At 69.2% G+C, this 15,603-nt stretch carries 13 protein-coding genes, 3 tRNA genes and 1 other RNA gene; 11 read left to right on the top strand and 6 right to left on the bottom strand.

What is annotated here, in order from left to right:
• Window positions 1-35 precede the first annotated feature (35 nt).
• Window positions 36-2,789, bottom strand: coding sequence for a pyruvate dehydrogenase (acetyl-transferring), homodimeric type (aceE, locus tag C3B71_RS08215; protein ID WP_108967311.1), 2,754 nt, complete (start codon window positions 2,787-2,789; stop codon window positions 36-38).
• A gap of 298 nt (window positions 2,790-3,087) precedes the next feature.
• Between aceE and C3B71_RS08210 the strand changes: the two genes are divergently transcribed.
• The 3 genes from C3B71_RS08210 (at window position 3,088) to C3B71_RS08200 (ending at window position 4,399) form a co-directional block, all read left to right on the top strand.
• Window positions 3,088-3,492, top strand: a complete 405-nt coding sequence (locus C3B71_RS08210; protein ID WP_108967309.1) for a DUF3052 domain-containing protein — start codon at window positions 3,088-3,090, stop codon at window positions 3,490-3,492.
• Window positions 3,493-3,555: 63 nt separating this feature from the next.
• Window positions 3,556-3,628 (top strand) — tRNA-Val (locus tag C3B71_RS08205).
• 33 nt (window positions 3,629-3,661) lie between these two features.
• The gene (locus C3B71_RS08200) at window positions 3,662-4,399 is read left to right on the top strand and encodes a YdcF family protein (RefSeq protein WP_234415851.1); all 738 of its coding nucleotides are present in this window, start codon (window positions 3,662-3,664) and stop codon (window positions 4,397-4,399) included.
• Here C3B71_RS08200 and C3B71_RS08195 read toward each other — a convergent pair.
• On the bottom strand, window positions 4,327-5,499 hold the full coding sequence (locus tag C3B71_RS08195; protein ID WP_073331767.1) for an aminotransferase class I/II-fold pyridoxal phosphate-dependent enzyme: 1,173 nt from the start codon (window positions 5,497-5,499) through the stop codon (window positions 4,327-4,329). The two genes, C3B71_RS08200 and C3B71_RS08195, sit on opposite strands and share 73 nt — an antisense overlap.
• 194 nt (window positions 5,500-5,693) lie before the next feature.
• On the opposite strand from C3B71_RS08195, the gene C3B71_RS08190 reads away from it, so the two are divergent.
• The 5 genes from C3B71_RS08190 (at window position 5,694) to rnpB (ending at window position 8,025) form a co-directional block, all read left to right on the top strand.
• Window positions 5,694-5,784, top strand: a tRNA-Ile gene (locus C3B71_RS08190).
• Between the two features lie 17 nt (window positions 5,785-5,801).
• A tRNA-Leu gene (locus C3B71_RS08185) sits at window positions 5,802-5,882 on the top strand.
• A 20-nt stretch (window positions 5,883-5,902) separates the two neighbouring features.
• Window positions 5,903-6,772 (top strand): Nif3-like dinuclear metal center hexameric protein, encoded by an 870-nt coding sequence (locus C3B71_RS08180; RefSeq protein WP_073331770.1) that lies wholly within the window; start codon window positions 5,903-5,905, stop codon window positions 6,770-6,772.
• A 66-nt stretch (window positions 6,773-6,838) separates the two neighbouring features.
• Window positions 6,839-7,573 carry a zinc ribbon domain-containing protein gene (locus tag C3B71_RS08175; RefSeq protein WP_073331772.1) on the top strand — a complete coding sequence of 245 codons (735 nt, stop codon included), beginning with the start codon at window positions 6,839-6,841 and terminating at the stop codon, window positions 7,571-7,573.
• Between the two features lie 63 nt (window positions 7,574-7,636).
• Window positions 7,637-8,025, top strand: an RNA gene (gene rnpB, locus C3B71_RS08170) — RNase P RNA component class A.
• 143 nt (window positions 8,026-8,168) lie between these two features.
• On the opposite strand, the gene C3B71_RS08165 is transcribed toward rnpB, so the two are convergent.
• Both C3B71_RS08165 and map read right to left on the bottom strand, forming a co-directional pair.
• Window positions 8,169-9,290 (bottom strand): hypothetical protein, encoded by a 1,122-nt coding sequence (locus C3B71_RS08165; protein ID WP_108967307.1) that lies wholly within the window; start codon window positions 9,288-9,290, stop codon window positions 8,169-8,171.
• 163 nt (window positions 9,291-9,453) lie between these two features.
• Window positions 9,454-10,344: a type I methionyl aminopeptidase gene (map, locus tag C3B71_RS08160; RefSeq protein ID WP_073331778.1), complete on the bottom strand. Its 891-nt coding sequence runs from the start codon at window positions 10,342-10,344 to the stop codon at window positions 9,454-9,456.
• A gap of 248 nt (window positions 10,345-10,592) precedes the next feature.
• Here map and nhaA point away from each other — a divergent pair, with 248 nt between their 5' ends.
• From nhaA to C3B71_RS08145, 3 genes are all read left to right on the top strand, one after another.
• The gene (nhaA, locus tag C3B71_RS08155; RefSeq protein WP_108967305.1) at window positions 10,593-12,488 is read left to right on the top strand and encodes a Na+/H+ antiporter NhaA; all 1,896 of its coding nucleotides are present in this window, start codon (window positions 10,593-10,595) and stop codon (window positions 12,486-12,488) included.
• A 97-nt stretch (window positions 12,489-12,585) separates the two neighbouring features.
• Complete coding sequence (locus C3B71_RS08150; protein WP_073331783.1) at window positions 12,586-13,362, top strand: histidine phosphatase family protein; 777 nt, start codon at window positions 12,586-12,588, stop codon at window positions 13,360-13,362.
• Window positions 13,359-14,078 (top strand): LysE family translocator, encoded by a 720-nt coding sequence (locus tag C3B71_RS08145; RefSeq protein ID WP_108967303.1) that lies wholly within the window; start codon window positions 13,359-13,361, stop codon window positions 14,076-14,078. Before C3B71_RS08150 ends, C3B71_RS08145 begins: the two co-directional genes overlap by 4 nt.
• A gap of 49 nt (window positions 14,079-14,127) precedes the next feature.
• On the opposite strand, the gene panB is transcribed toward C3B71_RS08145, so the two are convergent.
• Both panB and C3B71_RS16695 read right to left on the bottom strand, forming a co-directional pair.
• On the bottom strand, window positions 14,128-14,916 hold the full coding sequence (gene panB, locus C3B71_RS08140; RefSeq protein ID WP_073332128.1) for a 3-methyl-2-oxobutanoate hydroxymethyltransferase: 789 nt from the start codon (window positions 14,914-14,916) through the stop codon (window positions 14,128-14,130).
• A 161-nt stretch (window positions 14,917-15,077) separates the two neighbouring features.
• Entirely contained in the window at window positions 15,078-15,200 is a 123-nt protein-coding gene (locus tag C3B71_RS16695) for a hypothetical protein (RefSeq protein WP_258522238.1), read from the bottom strand.
• Between the last annotated feature and the right edge of the window lie 403 nt (window positions 15,201-15,603).

The following is a 15,603-nucleotide window of genomic DNA, read 5'->3' as shown; positions in this document are numbered from 1 at the left end:
TCGCCGACGCCGCCGCACGACCCACGGTCAGCGGCTCAGGCCTCCCCGCCCTGAGCGCCGGAGCGACCCGCGGAGGCGTCCTCGAGCCGGTAGCGGGCGATCGCCTGGGCGACCGCGGACCGATCCACCTGTCCCTGCTCGGCCAACGCCTGCAGCGCCTTGACGACGACGGACTCGGCGTCGATCAGATAGTGGCGGCGCGCGGCCGCGCGCGTGTCGGAGAAACCGAAGCCGTCCGCGCCGAGGGTGTGGAAGTCGCCGGGTACCCAGGCGCGGATCTGGTCGGGCACCAGGTGGTCGAAGTCGCTGGTGGCGATGAACGGCCCGGAGGCGTCCGCCAGCTTGGCGGTCACGTACGGGGTGCGCGCCGGCTGGTCCGGGTGCAGGAAGTTGTGCTGGTCGGCCTCCAGGGCCTCGCGCCGCAGCTCGTTCCAGCTGGTCACCGACCACACGCAGGCGCGTACGCCCCAGTCCTCGGCCAGCAGGCGGCGGGCCTCACGGACCCACGGCACCGCCACCCCGGAGGCGAGCAACTGCACCTCGGGCCCGTCGCCGTCGGGCGCATCGTCCAGCCGGTAGATGCCGCGCAGGATTCCCTCGACGTCGACGCCGTCCGGTTCGGCGGGCTGCACGATCGGCTCGTTGTAAACCGTCAGGTAGTACATGACGTCCCGGTTGCGGCCGGTCTCCGGCCCGTACCAGCGCTGCAGCGCGTCGCGCACAATGTGGCGGATCTCGTAGGCGTAGGCCGGGTCGTAGGAGACCACCGCCTCGTTGGTGGCGGCGAGCAGCGGGGAGTGCCCGTCCATGTGCTGGGTGCCCTCACCGGTCAGCGTGGTGCGGCCGGCGGTCGCCCCGATGATGAAGCCGCGGGTCAGCTGGTCTCCGGCCGCCCAGAACTGGTCGGCGGTGCGCTGGAAACCGAACATCGAGTAGAAGATGTACACGGGGATCATCGGCTCGCCGTGGGTGGCGTAACTGGTGCCGATCACCTGGAACAGGGCCGCGGAGCCGGCCTCATTGATGCCGGTGTGCATGATCTGCCCGGAGGTTGACTCCCGGTAGGACAGCATCATTTCCGCGTCCACCGGCGTGTAGTGCTGTCCCTGCGTGTTGAAGATCTTGCGGGTGGGGAACAGCGACTCCAGGCCGAAGGTGCGCGACTCGTCCGGGACGATCGGCACGATGCGCCGCCCGATGTGCTCGTCCTTGATCAGTTCCTTCAACAGCCGCACGAAGGCCATGGTGCTGGCGACCTGCTGCTTGCCGGAGCCGCCCTTGAGGATGTCGTAGGAGGCCTCGTCCGGCAGCGGCAGCTGCGTGCCCGGATCGCGGCGCTCGGGCAGGAAGCCGCCCAGCTTGCGCCGGCGGTCGAGCATGTAGGCCAGCGCGGGGTCGTCGGGCTCGGGCCGGTAGTAGGGCGGCCGCTTCGGGTCGGCCTCGAGCTGGGCGTCGGTGATGGGAATGTGCAGGCGGTCGCGCAGCCCCTTGAGGTCCTCCAGGCTCAACTTCTTCATCTGGTGGGTGGCATTGCGGCCGGCGAAGTGGGAACCCAGCAGGTAGCCCTTGACGGTGTGGGCCAGGATGACCGTGGGCTGCCCCTTGTGCTCGGTGGCGGCCTTATAGGCGGCGTACATCTTGTGGTAGTCGTTGCCGCCCCGCTGCAGCGCCCAGATCTCCTCATCGGTCCAGTTCTCCACCAGCGCGGCGGTGCGCGGGTCGCGGCCGAAGAAGTGCGCGCGCACGTAGGCGCCGTCGTTGGCCTTGAAGGTCTGATAGTCGCCGTCGAGCGTCTCCATCATCAGGTGCTCCAGGGCATGGTCCTTGTCGGCCGCGAGCAGCCGGTCCCAGCCGCGGCCCCAGATCACCTTGATGACGTTCCAGCCGGCGCCCTTGAAGCAGGCCTCCAGCTCCTGAATGATCTTGCCGTTTCCGCGCACCGGGCCGTCCAGGCGCTGGAGGTTGCAGTTGACCACGAAGGTGAGGTTGTCCAGCTGCTGGGAGGCGGCCAGCTGCAGCATGCCGCGCGATTCGGGCTCGTCCATTTCCCCGTCGCCCAGGAACGCCCAGGTGTGCTGGGAGGAGGTGTCCTTGATGCCGGCACCCTGCAGGTAGCGGTCGAACCAGGCCTGGTAGATGGCCTCCGCCGGCCCCAGGCCCATGGATACGGTCGGGTACTCCCAGAAGTCCTCCATGCGCCGCGGGTGCGGGTAGGAGGGCAGGCCCCGGCCGCCCGCCGGGCGGGAGACCTCCTGGCGGAAGCCGTCCAGGTCCGCCTCGCTCAGGCGGCCCTCCAGGAACGCGCGGGCGTAGTTGCCGGGGGAGGCGTGCCCCTGGAAGAACACGTGGTCGCCGCCCCCGGGGTGGTTCTTGCCGCGGAAGAAGTGGTTGAAGCCGACCTCGTACAGGGTGGCGGTGGAGGCGTAGGAGGAGATGTGCCCGCCGACACCGATGCCGGGACGCTGCGCACGGGTGACCATGACGGCGGCATTCCAGCGCAGCCAGCGGCGGTAGGTGCGCTCGACGTCCTCGTCGCCCGGGTAGTAGGGCTCGTCGATGACGTCGATGGTGTTGATGTACGGGGTGGTGGTCTGGGCGGGCACGCGCACGTTCTTGCGGCGCGCCTCCGCCAGCAGATTCAGCAGGATGAAGCGGGCCCGGGGGCCGCCCCGCTCTTCGATGAGGGCATCTAGCGAGTCTCGCCACTCGGCGGTCTCCTGCGGGTCATTGTCCGCGACCTTGTGCAGCAGACCGTCGATCAAGGGCGGGTTTTCGTTGGTGGGGCTCACGGAGATTCTCCTTCTTCGTATCCGCGACCAGCGGGGCTAATCTATGCGGTCCGCGTCCCGCAGCACACCCCAAATCGGGAACAAGGTCCCAGACAAGGCGTGATGTCGAACACCTCATAATACGTGGGGATTCATAGAAGAGCGACAGCAGGCGCAAGGTAGTCGAGCCGTTCGGGCGTGTTCGCTTGCGCCGAGCGGGTCCGGTGCGATGGGCTATCCCCCGTAGTCATTTCGGCGCGTCACAGCGGCGGCCGAGAAGCGGGCCATCCAGCCCAGGCACGGAATGGAGAGGACAACAGTGACGAGTACAGCGGCCGGAGCCTTCGGCTTCGCCCCCGGTCTCATCATCCAGGAGTTCGGATACGACGACGACGTCGACGAGACCCTGCGTCAGGCCGCCCAGGCGCAGACCGGTACCGAACTGGTAGACGAGGACTTTGAGGACGTCGCCGACTCCGCCATCATCTGGTGGCGCGATGACGACGGCGACATCGACGACCTGACCGACCTGCTGGTCGACGCCCAAACCAACCTCGACGGCGACGGCCTGGTTTGGGTGCTCACCCCCAAGGCGCGCACCACCGGCGCGGTCGACGCCACCGAAATCGAGGAGGCGGCCCGCACCGCCGGCATGCACGCCACCTCGGCCGCCTCCATGGGCGAGTATTGGAGTGGCATCCGCGTCTCGAGCCGGCGGCACTGAGAGCGCCGCAGCTGGCGTAGAGTATGTGCCCACGCCACCGGCAAGCGCGCCGGCGGCGCAAATGGACCTGTAGCTCAGCTGGTAGAGCAACGCGTTTACACCGCGTAGGTCGTCGGTTCGAGCCCGGCCGGGTCCACTGCTTAAGGCTCTGCAGGAGTTTCCGTTTTCCGTGTCCCGCTTACCCCAGTCCAAGCGCTCCTTGCGGGCGGTGGGCGTCGTCGTCGGGGCGCTGGCGGCCGCGGAGGTCGTCTCCTGGGCCGCCTCTTACTGCCTGCTCGGTGAGGTCGACGACGCCGTGGCCGTGCCCAGGGGAGAGGCGGTGGTGGTGCTCGGCCACGCAGACCCCGGCCCGATCGCCGGCAGGGACAACCGTCAGCGCGTGCGGGCCGGGCTGCGCAGTCGTCGGCTGCCCGACTCCCGGCTGATCTTCTCCGGTGGGGCGGTGGCCGGACCGGTGCCGGAGGCCGAACTCATGGCCCGCTACGCCACCGACCGCTTCGGTTATGCCGGTCCGCTGGAGCTGGAGACCACCAGCCGTTCCACCTGGGAGAACATCGCCGCCGTGATTCCGATGATCGAGGACGCCGACCGCATCATCATCGTCTCCGAGCCCGTGCATGCGCTCAAGGCCCGCCTGTTCCTGCGTCGGCAGCGCCCCGACCTGGCGGCCCGCCTGGCTCGGGCGCGCGATTACCGGGCGGGGGAGTACCTGCTGCACAAGCCCGCCGTGGTGGCACTGGGCCTGGTGGACCTGGGACTGTCGGTGTGGGTGCCCGGTTGGGCGCGCAACTCCGCCAACGGCCTGGCCGGGGTGCGCCGCCTGCTGGCGCGTGTTCAGCCCAAACGGGCCAGGAAGTCACCCAGGCGATCCAGCCCCTCGGTAATCTCCTCACGCGCGGCTGCGTAGGACAGACGCACGTGCGTCTCCGCGGTGCGCACCCCGAAGTCGCGTCCCGGCGTCAGCGCTACATGCGCCTCGTCCAGCGCCCGCATGCAGAAGTCCCAGGAGGACAGGCCCGTGTGGGAGACGTCGAAGTAGATGTAGAAGGCGCCGTCGGGCTCCACCGGCACCTCCATCCCCAGCGCGCGCAGCCGATCGAGCGTCATCCCGCGTCGCTGAACCAGCTCGACTCGGTGCTGCTCGCACAGGGCGAGCGAATCGGGGGTGAAGGCCTCCAGGGCCGCGAGTTGAGCCGGCGTGGGGGCGCACAGGAAGTAGTTGACCGCAAGGTTGCGGGCCGGAGCGACCAGCTCCTCCGGCACCACCAGCCAGCCCAACCGCCAGCCGGTCATCCCGAAGTACTTCGAGAAGCTGGATATCACGATCGCATCCGGGTCTGTCGCCAGCACGGTGCGGGCCGGGCGCCCCTGTGCGTCCGGGTCCGCCAGGCCGAGGTAGATCTCGTCCACGATCCGCCAGGCCCCCCGCGCGCGTGCCGCCTCGCACAGCCGCCCCAACTCGTCATGGGGGATGGACGTGCCTGTGGGGTTCGACGGCGTGGCCATCTGGACGGCATTGGTGTACGGCGTCCAGGTGGTCTCCATGGACTCCAGGCTCAACTGGTAGCGGGTCTCCGGGAAGGTGGGGGCCAGCACGATGCGCCCGCCGAAGGAGTCGACCAGTTCGCGGTTGCACGGATAGCAGGGGTCGGCGATCACGACGTCGTCGCCCGGTTCAGCGGTCAAGGCGGTGGCGAGTAGCAGGGCGGAGGAGGCGCCGGAGGTGATCAGAATGCGTTCCGGGTCCACGTCCACGCCGTGGCGTTCCCGGTAGAAGTCCGCGATCGCCTGGCGCAGCGCGAGCAGACCCTCGGCGGGCGTATACGGCAGGTCCTGCCCGGCTACGACGCTGAGCGCCTGGCGTACCGCCGGCGGGGCGCCGAAGCTGGGCTCGCCCAGGCTGAGTTTTGCCACCGATTCGCCGCGTGCCTCGATCTCGCGAGCGCGGGCACCGATACTCATGGCGTGGAATGGCGGTGCGGAAGTGGCGCGCTGCGCGGGCTTCATGGTTCTCTTTCCGGGACGTGTGCGCCGGTTGGGCGCGCGAAACATGACAAACGGCGGTGTGAGGGTAGCCCCTCCTAGTAGATGACACACGGGGACCGGGATGGGAAATGCACCACCCGTTTCCCCTGCTAATGTGGGCACGTCGGCCGCACGACCGACGCCGAAGTCGCCCCCGCGCCGGGACGCCTTCTCGCGCCCCCTTAGCTCAGTGGTTAGAGCAGCGAGCTTATACCTCGTCCGTGCCTGATAAGCACATGGTCCTGGGTTCGAATCCCAGAGGGGGTACCGGATTGCAGATGCTGGCCCCTGTGGTGGAACGGTAGACACGGCGACCTTAAAAGTCGCTGCCTGAGGGCATGCGGGTTCGATCCCCGCCAGGGGCACTGACCGCTAACCTGGCCCCATGACCGATCCTTGCGACGCCGCCGCGGCGGACACGACCACCCGGCCTCTGACCGTCGGGGAGGTGGAGGCCCTGCTGCGCGCGGCCGCCCCGCCGCAGCTGGCGGAGTCGTGGGACTCCAATCAGTTGATCTGCGGCGACCCGGACGAGCCGGTACGCAACATCCTGCTGGCGGTAGACCCGGTCGGCGTCGTCGTCGACGAGGCTATGGCGCGGGGCGCGGACATGATCATCACGCATCACCCCCTGTACCTGCGCGGTACCGATCACGTCTCCGCGACCGATCCGAAGGGCAAGGTAGTGCACCGCCTGGTGCGCGCCGGGATCGCGCTGGCGAACGCCCACACCACGCTGGACGCCGCCCATGGGGGCGTGGCCGCGGCACTCGCCGACCGGGTTGGCCTGCTGGACACGCGCCCCCTGCAGCCCAATCCCGAGGACCCGACCCAGGGGATCGGGCGCGTGGGCGCGCTCCCGGCGCCCACCCGGCTGCGGGACCTCGCCGCCGCCGTTGCCGCTGCCCTGCCGGACTCCGCTCCCGGGCTGCTCGTGGGCGGTGAACTGGACGCCGTCGTCGAGACGGTCGCCGTCTCCGGCGGCGCCGGAGATTCACTGCTGGGGACGGCCCGCGCCGCCGGCGTCGACGTGTTCCTGACCGCCGACCTGCGTCACCATCCGGCCAGCGAGCATCTCGAGGCCGGTCGCCCCTACCTGTTGTGCGGCACGCACTGGGCCACCGAGTGGGTCGGGCTGCCGCCGCTGGCCGCCCGGCTCGAGGCGGCGGCGCAGGCGCGCGGGCATAGACTCTCCACGTACGTGTCGCAGATCGTCACCGACCCGTGGGCACTGCGTCTGAGCACCGGTCGCTGAACCGGCGGCGGATGCGGCCCTGAAGAATTCGATACTCATCCCGACTGACCAGCGAAGGATCAAGCCGTGACCAGCGCCCCCCTCAGCCAGCAGCGCCTGCTCATCGACCTGCAGAGGCTCGACTCGCAGCTCGCCCGTCTCACCCACGAGCGCAAGCACCTGCCCGTGCTGGAACGCATCGAGGCCACGGTGCAGCGGTTGAAGCTCAACCGTCGGCGCGCGGTTGTAGCCGCGGCGGCCCTGGATGAGGCGCAGGCCAACGCCAAGACGCGCGAGGAGGAAGTGGACCAAGTGGTGCACCGTGCGCAGGTGCTGCGCGAGCGCCTGTCCTCCGGTGCGGCGCCGGCACGTGAACTCACCGCCATTCAGTCGGAGATCGACCAGCTTGGGCGCCGCCAGGCGGTGTTGGAGGAGGCCCAGATCGCTGCCATGGAGCAGTTGGAGGCGGCGCGCACCGAGGTGGACGCCGCCGCTGCGGAGGAGAAGGAGATCCGCGCCGGCGGACGCGAGCTGACGGCCGCCCGCGACGCCGACTTCGCCCGCCTCGACGCCGAGATCGCGGACGCCCGCGGCAAGCGGAACGACCTCGCCGCGGCGATTGGGGACGCACTGCTGGCCGAGTATGAGGCGGTGCGCAAGTCCACCGGCGGCTTGGGGGCGGTGGCCCTGCACGGTCGCCGCGTCGAAGGCGGCGGGGTTGAGATCAGCCCGCAGGAGTACGCCCGGATCGCCGCCGCACCGCAGGACCGGGTCATTCACGCCGAGGAGAACGACGTGATCGTGGTCCGCATGGAGGACTGAGCGCCAGGTGCGCCGGTGCGCTACCCCATGGGTGTGCCGGTCGTTTAGAATCGCCGCTGCGGACGAGCCGACCGGGCGGCCGCGGTACCGTCGGGGAACCGGCGGGTCGAGGAACGTCCGGGCTCCACAGAGCAGGGCGGTGGCTAACCGCCACCCGGGGTGACCCGCGGGACAGTGCCACAGAAAGCAAACCGCCGGCAGATGCCGGTAAGGGTGAAACGGTGGGGCAAGAGCCCACCAGCGTGACGGGTGACCGCCACGGCTAGGTAAACCCCGCCCGGAGCAAGACCGCGCAGCAGGTGACCGCCGCAAGGCGGAAAGGGTTGCTCGCCCGAGCCTGCGGGTAGGTCGCGTGAGGCCATCGGCAACGGTGGTCCAAGATGGATGGTCGCCACCGCCAGGCCGGTAACGGCCGGCGGCAACAGAACCCGGCGTACAGGTCGGCTCGTCCGCGCTCTATTCGCGCAGGTGTTTCCGCGCGCCAACGGCGGTGTGTTCGCAGTTCTCGCTCCCCGTATACGCCGACGGCGGCCCCGCTATCCAGCGGGGCCGCCGTCGAGGTGCAGCGGTGGGCACGGAGCCCATCAACTGGTCTTTAGAAGGACTTGGCCTCCATGTACAGCTCGTCGGTGCCCCAGTAGCCGTTGACCGCGAATACGCCCTGCTGGGCGTTGGCGTCATCCTCACTGAGGATGAACATGAAGTAGCCCGTGGCGGTGCCGCCGTCGCGCGGCATGTCCTGCTGGCGGAACTCGCTGTCGATGTACAGGTAGGTCGCCTCGGTGGTGTTGCCGTCCTTGACGTAGTCGACCGTCAGGTCATACGCGTCCATCTTGCCCTTGCCGTGGTACGTGATCGTCACCGGCACCCGCATGTAGACGTTGCCGCTGCCCGGGTCCTCGTAACGGTACTTGCCGGCCTCGGTCTCGACATCGGAGGTGGCATCCCACTCGACCGAGCCGAACTGGACGTCGAAGCTGGCGTCCGGATCGTCCTCGTAGTCGTCGGCCTCGAAGACGAGCACGTCCTTCTCCGGATCGGCCGGGTCGTCCATGGTGGTGCCGACGTCCGAAGAGGAGGAAGAGGAGTTGGAGTCGTCCTTGTCGTCGTTCGTGGTGTCGTCACTGGTCGGGTCGTCACTGGGCGTGTCGTCACCGTCGTCGGTGTCGTCCGAGGTGGTGTTGCGCGAGTCGTCACTGGTGCGGGAGGACGCCGTGGAGGTCGGGCGCGCGACGGGCTCGTCGTCACCGCCGGTCAGCGCCACGATGAGGCCGATCACCAGCGCCAGGACGACAACGGCGATGATGGTCCAGAACCACCACTGCTTCGTCACCGGCTTCTGACCGCCGGGGGTGCCGCCCTGACCGACATCGATTGGTTGCCAGCCGGCGGCCTGCGGGGACGTGCCCGGGGTCGCCTGCTGGTTGTGATATGGCGTGGGGGACTGGGCGTAGTCCATGTTGGCCGCGTACGGACTCGCACCGGCGGCGTAATCACCGGAAGGAGCCGATGCCGACTGGCCGGTCGGGTCTGCGACCGGCGCGGAGCCGGCCTGCGGGGCCGAGCCGGCGGAGGCTCCGGGGGCAGAGTCATCCACCCATAGCTGCCAGCCCTCGGGGGCCGGGCCCCAGGCGGGATCGGGCTGCCACCCCGGGGGCGGGTTGAACCCCTCGGGGGGTGCCGGCCAGTTCGGCGGCGGGTTGAAGCGCAGTGCCATGAGTCAATACCTCCGGGAAGTGGGGATGCATATTGTCACGCGATGCCGCGAACAACGGTCGCGGACGGATCACAGACGTGAATGTACACGTGCATCGGCGTTTGTTGGGCATCCGTCTCAGCTCGGGGGATGGGTAGCACTACCCCAATACCTCAAATGCGGCTCAGGGGAGTGTGAGAATGTCGGCGCCGTCCTCCGTGACCACCAGCGTGTGCTCGAACTGGGCCGTGCGCGAGCGGTCCTTGGTGACCACCGTCCAGCCGTCGTCCCACTGCTCCCAGTCCTCGGTGCCCAGGGTGAGCATCGGCTCAATGGTGAAGACCATACCCACCTCCATGACGTCGTCGAATCGGGGGGCGGAGTCGTAGTGGGGGATGATCAGCCCCGAGTGGAAGGCCTCGCCCACCCCGTGACCGGTGTAGTCCCGCACCACCCCGTAGTTGAAGCGTGTGGCGTACTTCTCAATGACCCGGCCGATCACATTGACCTCCCGGCCCGGCTTGACCGTCTTGATCCCGCGCTCCATGGCCATGCGGGTGCGCTCGATCAGCAGTGCCGTCTCCTCGTCGACCTCACCCACCGGGTAGGTCGCGTTGGTGTCGCCATGAACGCCTTCGAAGTATGCGGTGACATCCAGATTGATCAGATCCCCCTCCTTGAGCACGGTCGAGTCCGGGATGCCGTGGCAGATCACCTCGTTGATGGAGGTGCAGATCGACTTGGGGAAGCCCATGTAGCCCAGGCAGGAGGGGTAGGCGTGGTGGTCGCACATGTACTCGTGGGCGATCCGGTCCAGCTCGTCGGTGGTGACCCCGGGGGCGATCGCCTTGGCGGCCTCCGCCATGGCACGCGCCGCGATCCGCCCGGCCGCCCGGATCCGCTCAACCGTCTCGGCGTCCTTGACGTCGGACGCGGTTACGCGCTCCGGGCCGTCGTGGAACATGTACTCGGGACGGGCTATGGAGGCGGGCACATGCCGCTCGGGGGTGAGAACGCCCTTGGTGAGAGTGCCGCGGGGAGCCCGGTCCGCAAGTGAGATCGTCGGTGTAGTCATGGCGTCAGCATAGGAGCCGTCCGAGGCACGAGTACCCAACGGCCACCGCCGGGACGCGATTGACAGCGGTCCATACAATGACACCAGTTCGCCGGCCCGTCCCGCGCCCCGTGTATCGCTCTGCTTCGCTCCCACGGGTAGGGATCTGGGCCGCTCGCATTCGGTGCCGCCGGTCGACAATGCAACCGGGCGGCTGACCGTGCGCGAGGAAACCACCTCCTGTGATTACGCTCGGAAACGGAGATTGAATGAGCACTCCCGACGTTCGTGCCGCCAGTGACCAGGGGCGCATCCGCGACGTCGTCGACAGCTACCTGCGCCGCCGAGGGCGGCTGCTCGAGTTGCAGACCAATGAGACCTATGCGGCGATCGCCCTCGCCGTGGCAACGGTCGCCGCCCTGATCTGGGCGAATGTGGGCGACAGCTACCACCAGTTCTGGCAGACATCCGCGGCTATCACGGTCGGCCCGTTCGCGGTGGATCTGACTCTGCACGAGTGGGTGGATGAGGGCCTGATGGCGGTCTTCTTCTTCATGGTCGGGTTGGATGTGCGTCGAGAGCTGACGCTGGGCGAGCTGCGGCTGCCGGGACGCGCGCTGCTGCCCACGGCGGCCGCGGTGGGCGGCCTGGTGGTGCCGGCGCTGATCTACCTGGCCATTATGGGCGGCTCGGACGGGGCCCACGCGTGGGGATCCGTGATCTCCACCGACACGGCCTTCGCGCTGGGGATGCTTGCCCTGGTGGGCCCCAAGCGCGCTCCGCGGCTGCGGCTGTTCCTGCTGGCCTTCGCCGTCATCGACGACATCGGCGCCCTGGCGGTCATTGCCGTCTTCTACTCCGAGTCGCTGAACTTCGTCGCCCTGGCAGTCGCCGCGGCCGGGCTGCTCCTGGTGTGGCTGATGGCGCGTCGCGGGGTCTGGCGCGTGCCGCCCTACCTGGTGCTCGCCGTCGTCATCTGGTACGCGGTCTACCGTTCCGGCGTGCACGCCACGCTCGCGGGCGTGCTCATCGCCCTGCTCATGCCGGTGTACAACGTGCGCAGCGAGGACGTCGACGCCGCCGGGGAGTTCGCCGCCCTTTACCGGCAGGCCCCGGCGCCAGGAAGCGCCCGGATGCTGCGCGAGTCCCTGAACTACTCCATGCCGCTCAATCAGCGCCTGGCGTTCCTCCTGCCGCCGTACGTGAACTTCCTGGTGGTGCCCCTATTCGCCCTGGCCAACGCCGGAGTGGCGCTCGGCGCCGAGACCATCGGTGCCGCCATCTCCTCCCGCATCCTGTGGGCCGTGATCGGCGGCCTCGTGGCGGGTAAGCTCATCGGCGTCGTCCTTGGGGCCGGGCTGGTGCTGTGGCTCGTGCCCGCCTCCCGCATGCCGGGGCTGGACCTGCCGCGCATCACCGGACTCGGAGCTCTGTCCGGCATGGGCTTCACCATCTCCCTGCTGGTGGCCAACATCGCGCTGGAGGACGAGACTCTGCGCGACCAGGCGCGCCTCGGAGTACTGCTCGCCTCGCTGCTGGCCCTGGTGCTGGCCGCCCTCGTGTTCCAGGTGACCGACCGGCTCTGCCCGCTGCCGGAGCCCACTGGGATGCGCCTGTGCCGCCCGCCCGCGCCGGCACACGAACTGACGTTCGGCAGCATGGACGCGCCGCATGTGCTGATCAACTACGCCGACATGGACGACGAGGACCGGTGGCGGCTGACGGAGGCGCTTTATGGCCTGCAGCCGCTGATCGACTCCGGCGAGGTGCTACTGATCCTGCGGCACAAGTTGTCCGGTCCCGGGAGCCTGCTGGCGGCACTAGCACTGGAGGCCGCCTCCGGAAACGACGAGCCGGGCCTCTGGGCCTTCCACGATGCCCTGGCCGGGCTGCGCGGCGGCATCACCTCCCACTCGATCACACGTGCGGCCAGGGATGCTGGAATCGATGCCCACGCCATGTGGGAGCGCATCGACTCCGGAGTCGATGAGGCGAAGGTCCTCGCCGATGCCAGCGACGTCGAGGGCCTGACCGACGATGCCAGCCCGGTTGTCTACATCGACGGTCGGCGCTTCGAACACCTGCTCAACCGCTGGACCTTCTCCGAGGAGATCAACCGGCTGCAGCGGGCGGCGGCCACCGGCGGGGATAAGCCGGGGGACTGAAACGTGGGCAAACCGCCGGGGCCTCCAAAATACTGGGCTCCGGTGGGTGCCGACGACCGGCCGCACCGTATGCGGAGCATTGCCATACGATTACCGCATGGCGATGATCTACTTCGTGCGGCACGGCCGTACCGTCCTGAATGAGCAGCGCCGCACCCAGGGCGCGGCCGACTCCCCACTGACGCCCGAGGGACGCCTGGGCGCCGAGATCTGCCGTGACTACCTGGCCGACGTTCCCTTCAACCGCGCCTACTTCAGCCCCCAGGGGCGCGTCCAGGAGACCGGCGGCATCCTGCTGCAGGCGCACCCCGGCCTCACCCCGGTGAACCTGACCGGCCTGCGCGAATACAACTACGGCGTTTACGACGGCGGCCCCGATCCGGTCATGCACGCGGCCCTGCCTGCGGAGCAGCACCTGCCCGCCGTCCTGACCGGCGTGCACCCCGGCGCCCCCGGCGGTATTACCGCCCGCGACTACCTCGCCGACGTCGACGGCGCCCTAGCCCGCATCCTCGCCGACCTGCGCTCCGTCGCGGCGGGTGACGACGGCGCGGACAACGTGCTGGTGGTCTCCCACGGCATGACGCTCATGACCATCATGGCCCGCTGGGTGGGGCCGCAGATCTATGGCATGGCCCCGATGGCCAACTGCGCGGTGACCACCGTTGAGGTGACGCCGAGCGCCGTCGACGGCGCCCCGCGCCTGCTCACGTGGGCGGAGGACCCCGGGAACCAGGGAGTTACCTACCCGGTTCGGGACTTCAGCGACGCCTTTGCTGGGGTCGTGCCCGTACCGATCGACTGGGAGCACCCGGAGGGCCTGGCGGCCGGCTCGGCCGACGCCGTTGGGAACGGTGTTAGGAGCAATGCATGACGCTGCCGCAGGCGCTCGCCGGATTCGCGGCCATCGTGGTTGTGCTCACGCTGGTGCCCGGACTCGACACCGCGGTCGTGCTGCGGGGCGCACTCAATCACTCTCGCGGTTACGGCCTGGCCACGGTCGCGGGCATCTTCACCGGGCTGATCATCTGGGGCGCAGCCGCCGGCGCCGGGGCGACGGCGGTGCTGGCCGCCTCCCGCACGGCTTACCGGCTCCTGTCGCTGGCCGGTGCCCTGTATCTGGCCTGGATGGGCGGCGGCATGCTGCTGCGTTCCTTCCGTCGTGCCTCCCGTGGGCGGACGGCCATAGACCTGGGAACGGGCGCGGCACAGGCGGAGACCGCGTCGGCGGAAGCGCCGCTTACAACGGGAGCACGTGTCGCTGACGCCGACGGTGCTCCGCTGTGGCGGGGCTGGCTCACCGGGCTGGCGACCGATCTGCTCAACCCCAAGGCGGGCGTGTTCTACCTCGCCACCATTCCGCAGTTCATGGCCGTCGGGGTGCCACCACTGCTGATGGGCGTGCTGCTCGCCACCGTGCACGGGCTGTGCTGCATGGTGTGGATGGGCGCACTCGCCGTCGGGGCGTCGTGGATCGCGCCCCGGCTGGAGTCCGGTGCCGGGGCCGCGCTGGTGCGCTGGACGGACCGGGTCACCGGCGGCGTTCTGCTCGGATTCGGTGCGAAGCTGGCCTTCGACACCCGCGTGTAAGCGCCGGCATCACCGCGGAAGGGAAGCAGCACTTGGCGCCGGGGCGAGCCTAGGCCTCGAAGCTCTCCGCAGCCCCCGGGAATGAGGCGTCACGGACCGCGGCGTTGTAATCCTGCGCGGCCTGTTGCAGCGCCCGACCGACCTGGCCGAACTGCCGTGCGAAGCGCGGCTTCCACTCCTCCATACCGGCCATGTCGGTCCACACCAGCACCTGGCCGTCGCAGTGGACTCCGGCACCGATACCGATCGTGGGCACCGGCACCGCCTGCGTGATGCGCGCCGCCACCGGCTCAGGCATCATCTCCAGAACCATCCCGATCGCGCCGGCGTCGGCCAGCGCCGCGGCGTCTGCCAACAGGGCCTCCTGCGCATCCTCGCCGCGGCCCTGTACGCGGAAGCCGCCGAGCTTGTTCACCGACTGGGGAGTGAAGCCGAGGTGGCCGACCACCGGGATGCCCGCGTCGGACAGTGCGCGCACCGTTGCCGCCCGGGGGCGGCCGCCCTCGAGCTTGACGGCGTTGGCGCCCACGCGCATGAGCCGTACGGCACTGGCCAGGGCCTGCTCGGGGCCGGCCTCATAGGTGCCGAAGGGCAGATCCGCCACCACCAGGGCCCGGCTGGTGCCGCGGGCCACCGAGCGAGTGGCCACCACCATCTCGTCGAGGGTGACCGGCACGGTGGAGTCGTAGCCGAGCATGACGTTGCCCAGCGAGTCGCCGACCAGCAGCATGTCGGTACCCGCAGCATCCAGGATGCGCGCGGTGACCGCGTCGTAGGCGGTGAGCATGGTCAGCTTCTCGCCCCGCTGCTTCGCGCTCAGCAGGTGGTGCACGCGCACTTTCTTGACCTGTGAGATCTGCGGCCCCGCCGCGGCCGGGGTGGTGACTTCGGCGGCAGAGCGGTCGGCGGCGGGGGAGGCGCCTACCGTGGCAGCGTCTGCGGATGACTGGTCGGAAGCGGAAGTGGTCATGTTCGGAGCCTACTCGCCGGGCGGAGCTCCTATTCCGATTCCTTGACGGCGACGATCGGCAGCGGAGCCCCGGCGGCGAGGCTGCTGTCGGTGTGACGGTTCAGGTCTGCACGCTCAAACTGGCTCTTCGGGTTTGAGGGCGTGGTGTCCACGGGCCGGTCGGGAGTCTGGGTCGGGCGTGTGAGTGGACTGGGGTGTCTGCTACGCCGGTTCGGCGTTAACAACGCTACTTAACGCTCTGCTGTATACCTCGGAGCCCTTCAGTAGACCGTTAACCGGCGTTGTTAACCCCGAAGTGGCGTTGTAGACGCCGTGGATGGCGAAGTCGCATAGCAGATGGTCCCGCTTCCGGGCACGGGGGATGGCGGCAGACAAGTCCGGCGCGGTGAACCGGCACTGCTCACCGGATCCTTCGCCCCCGTGAGACGCTGGTCTAACGCACCACGTTCGTTCCGATACCCACGTTCACGCCGATAACCCGCGAATGGTCGTGCCCAGCCGTGCCCGCCGCACCGCCGCGTGAAACCCGGCGGACTCCTTCAGCCGATAGGCTGA

The sequence above is a fragment of the Actinomyces sp. Z16 genome, from assembly GCF_003111765.1.
Taxonomy (GTDB): domain Bacteria; phylum Actinomycetota; class Actinomycetes; order Actinomycetales; family Actinomycetaceae; genus Actinomyces; species Actinomyces glycerinitolerans.
Note: the sequence above shows the minus strand (reverse complement) of the source record. Positions and strands in the feature narration are given on the sequence as shown.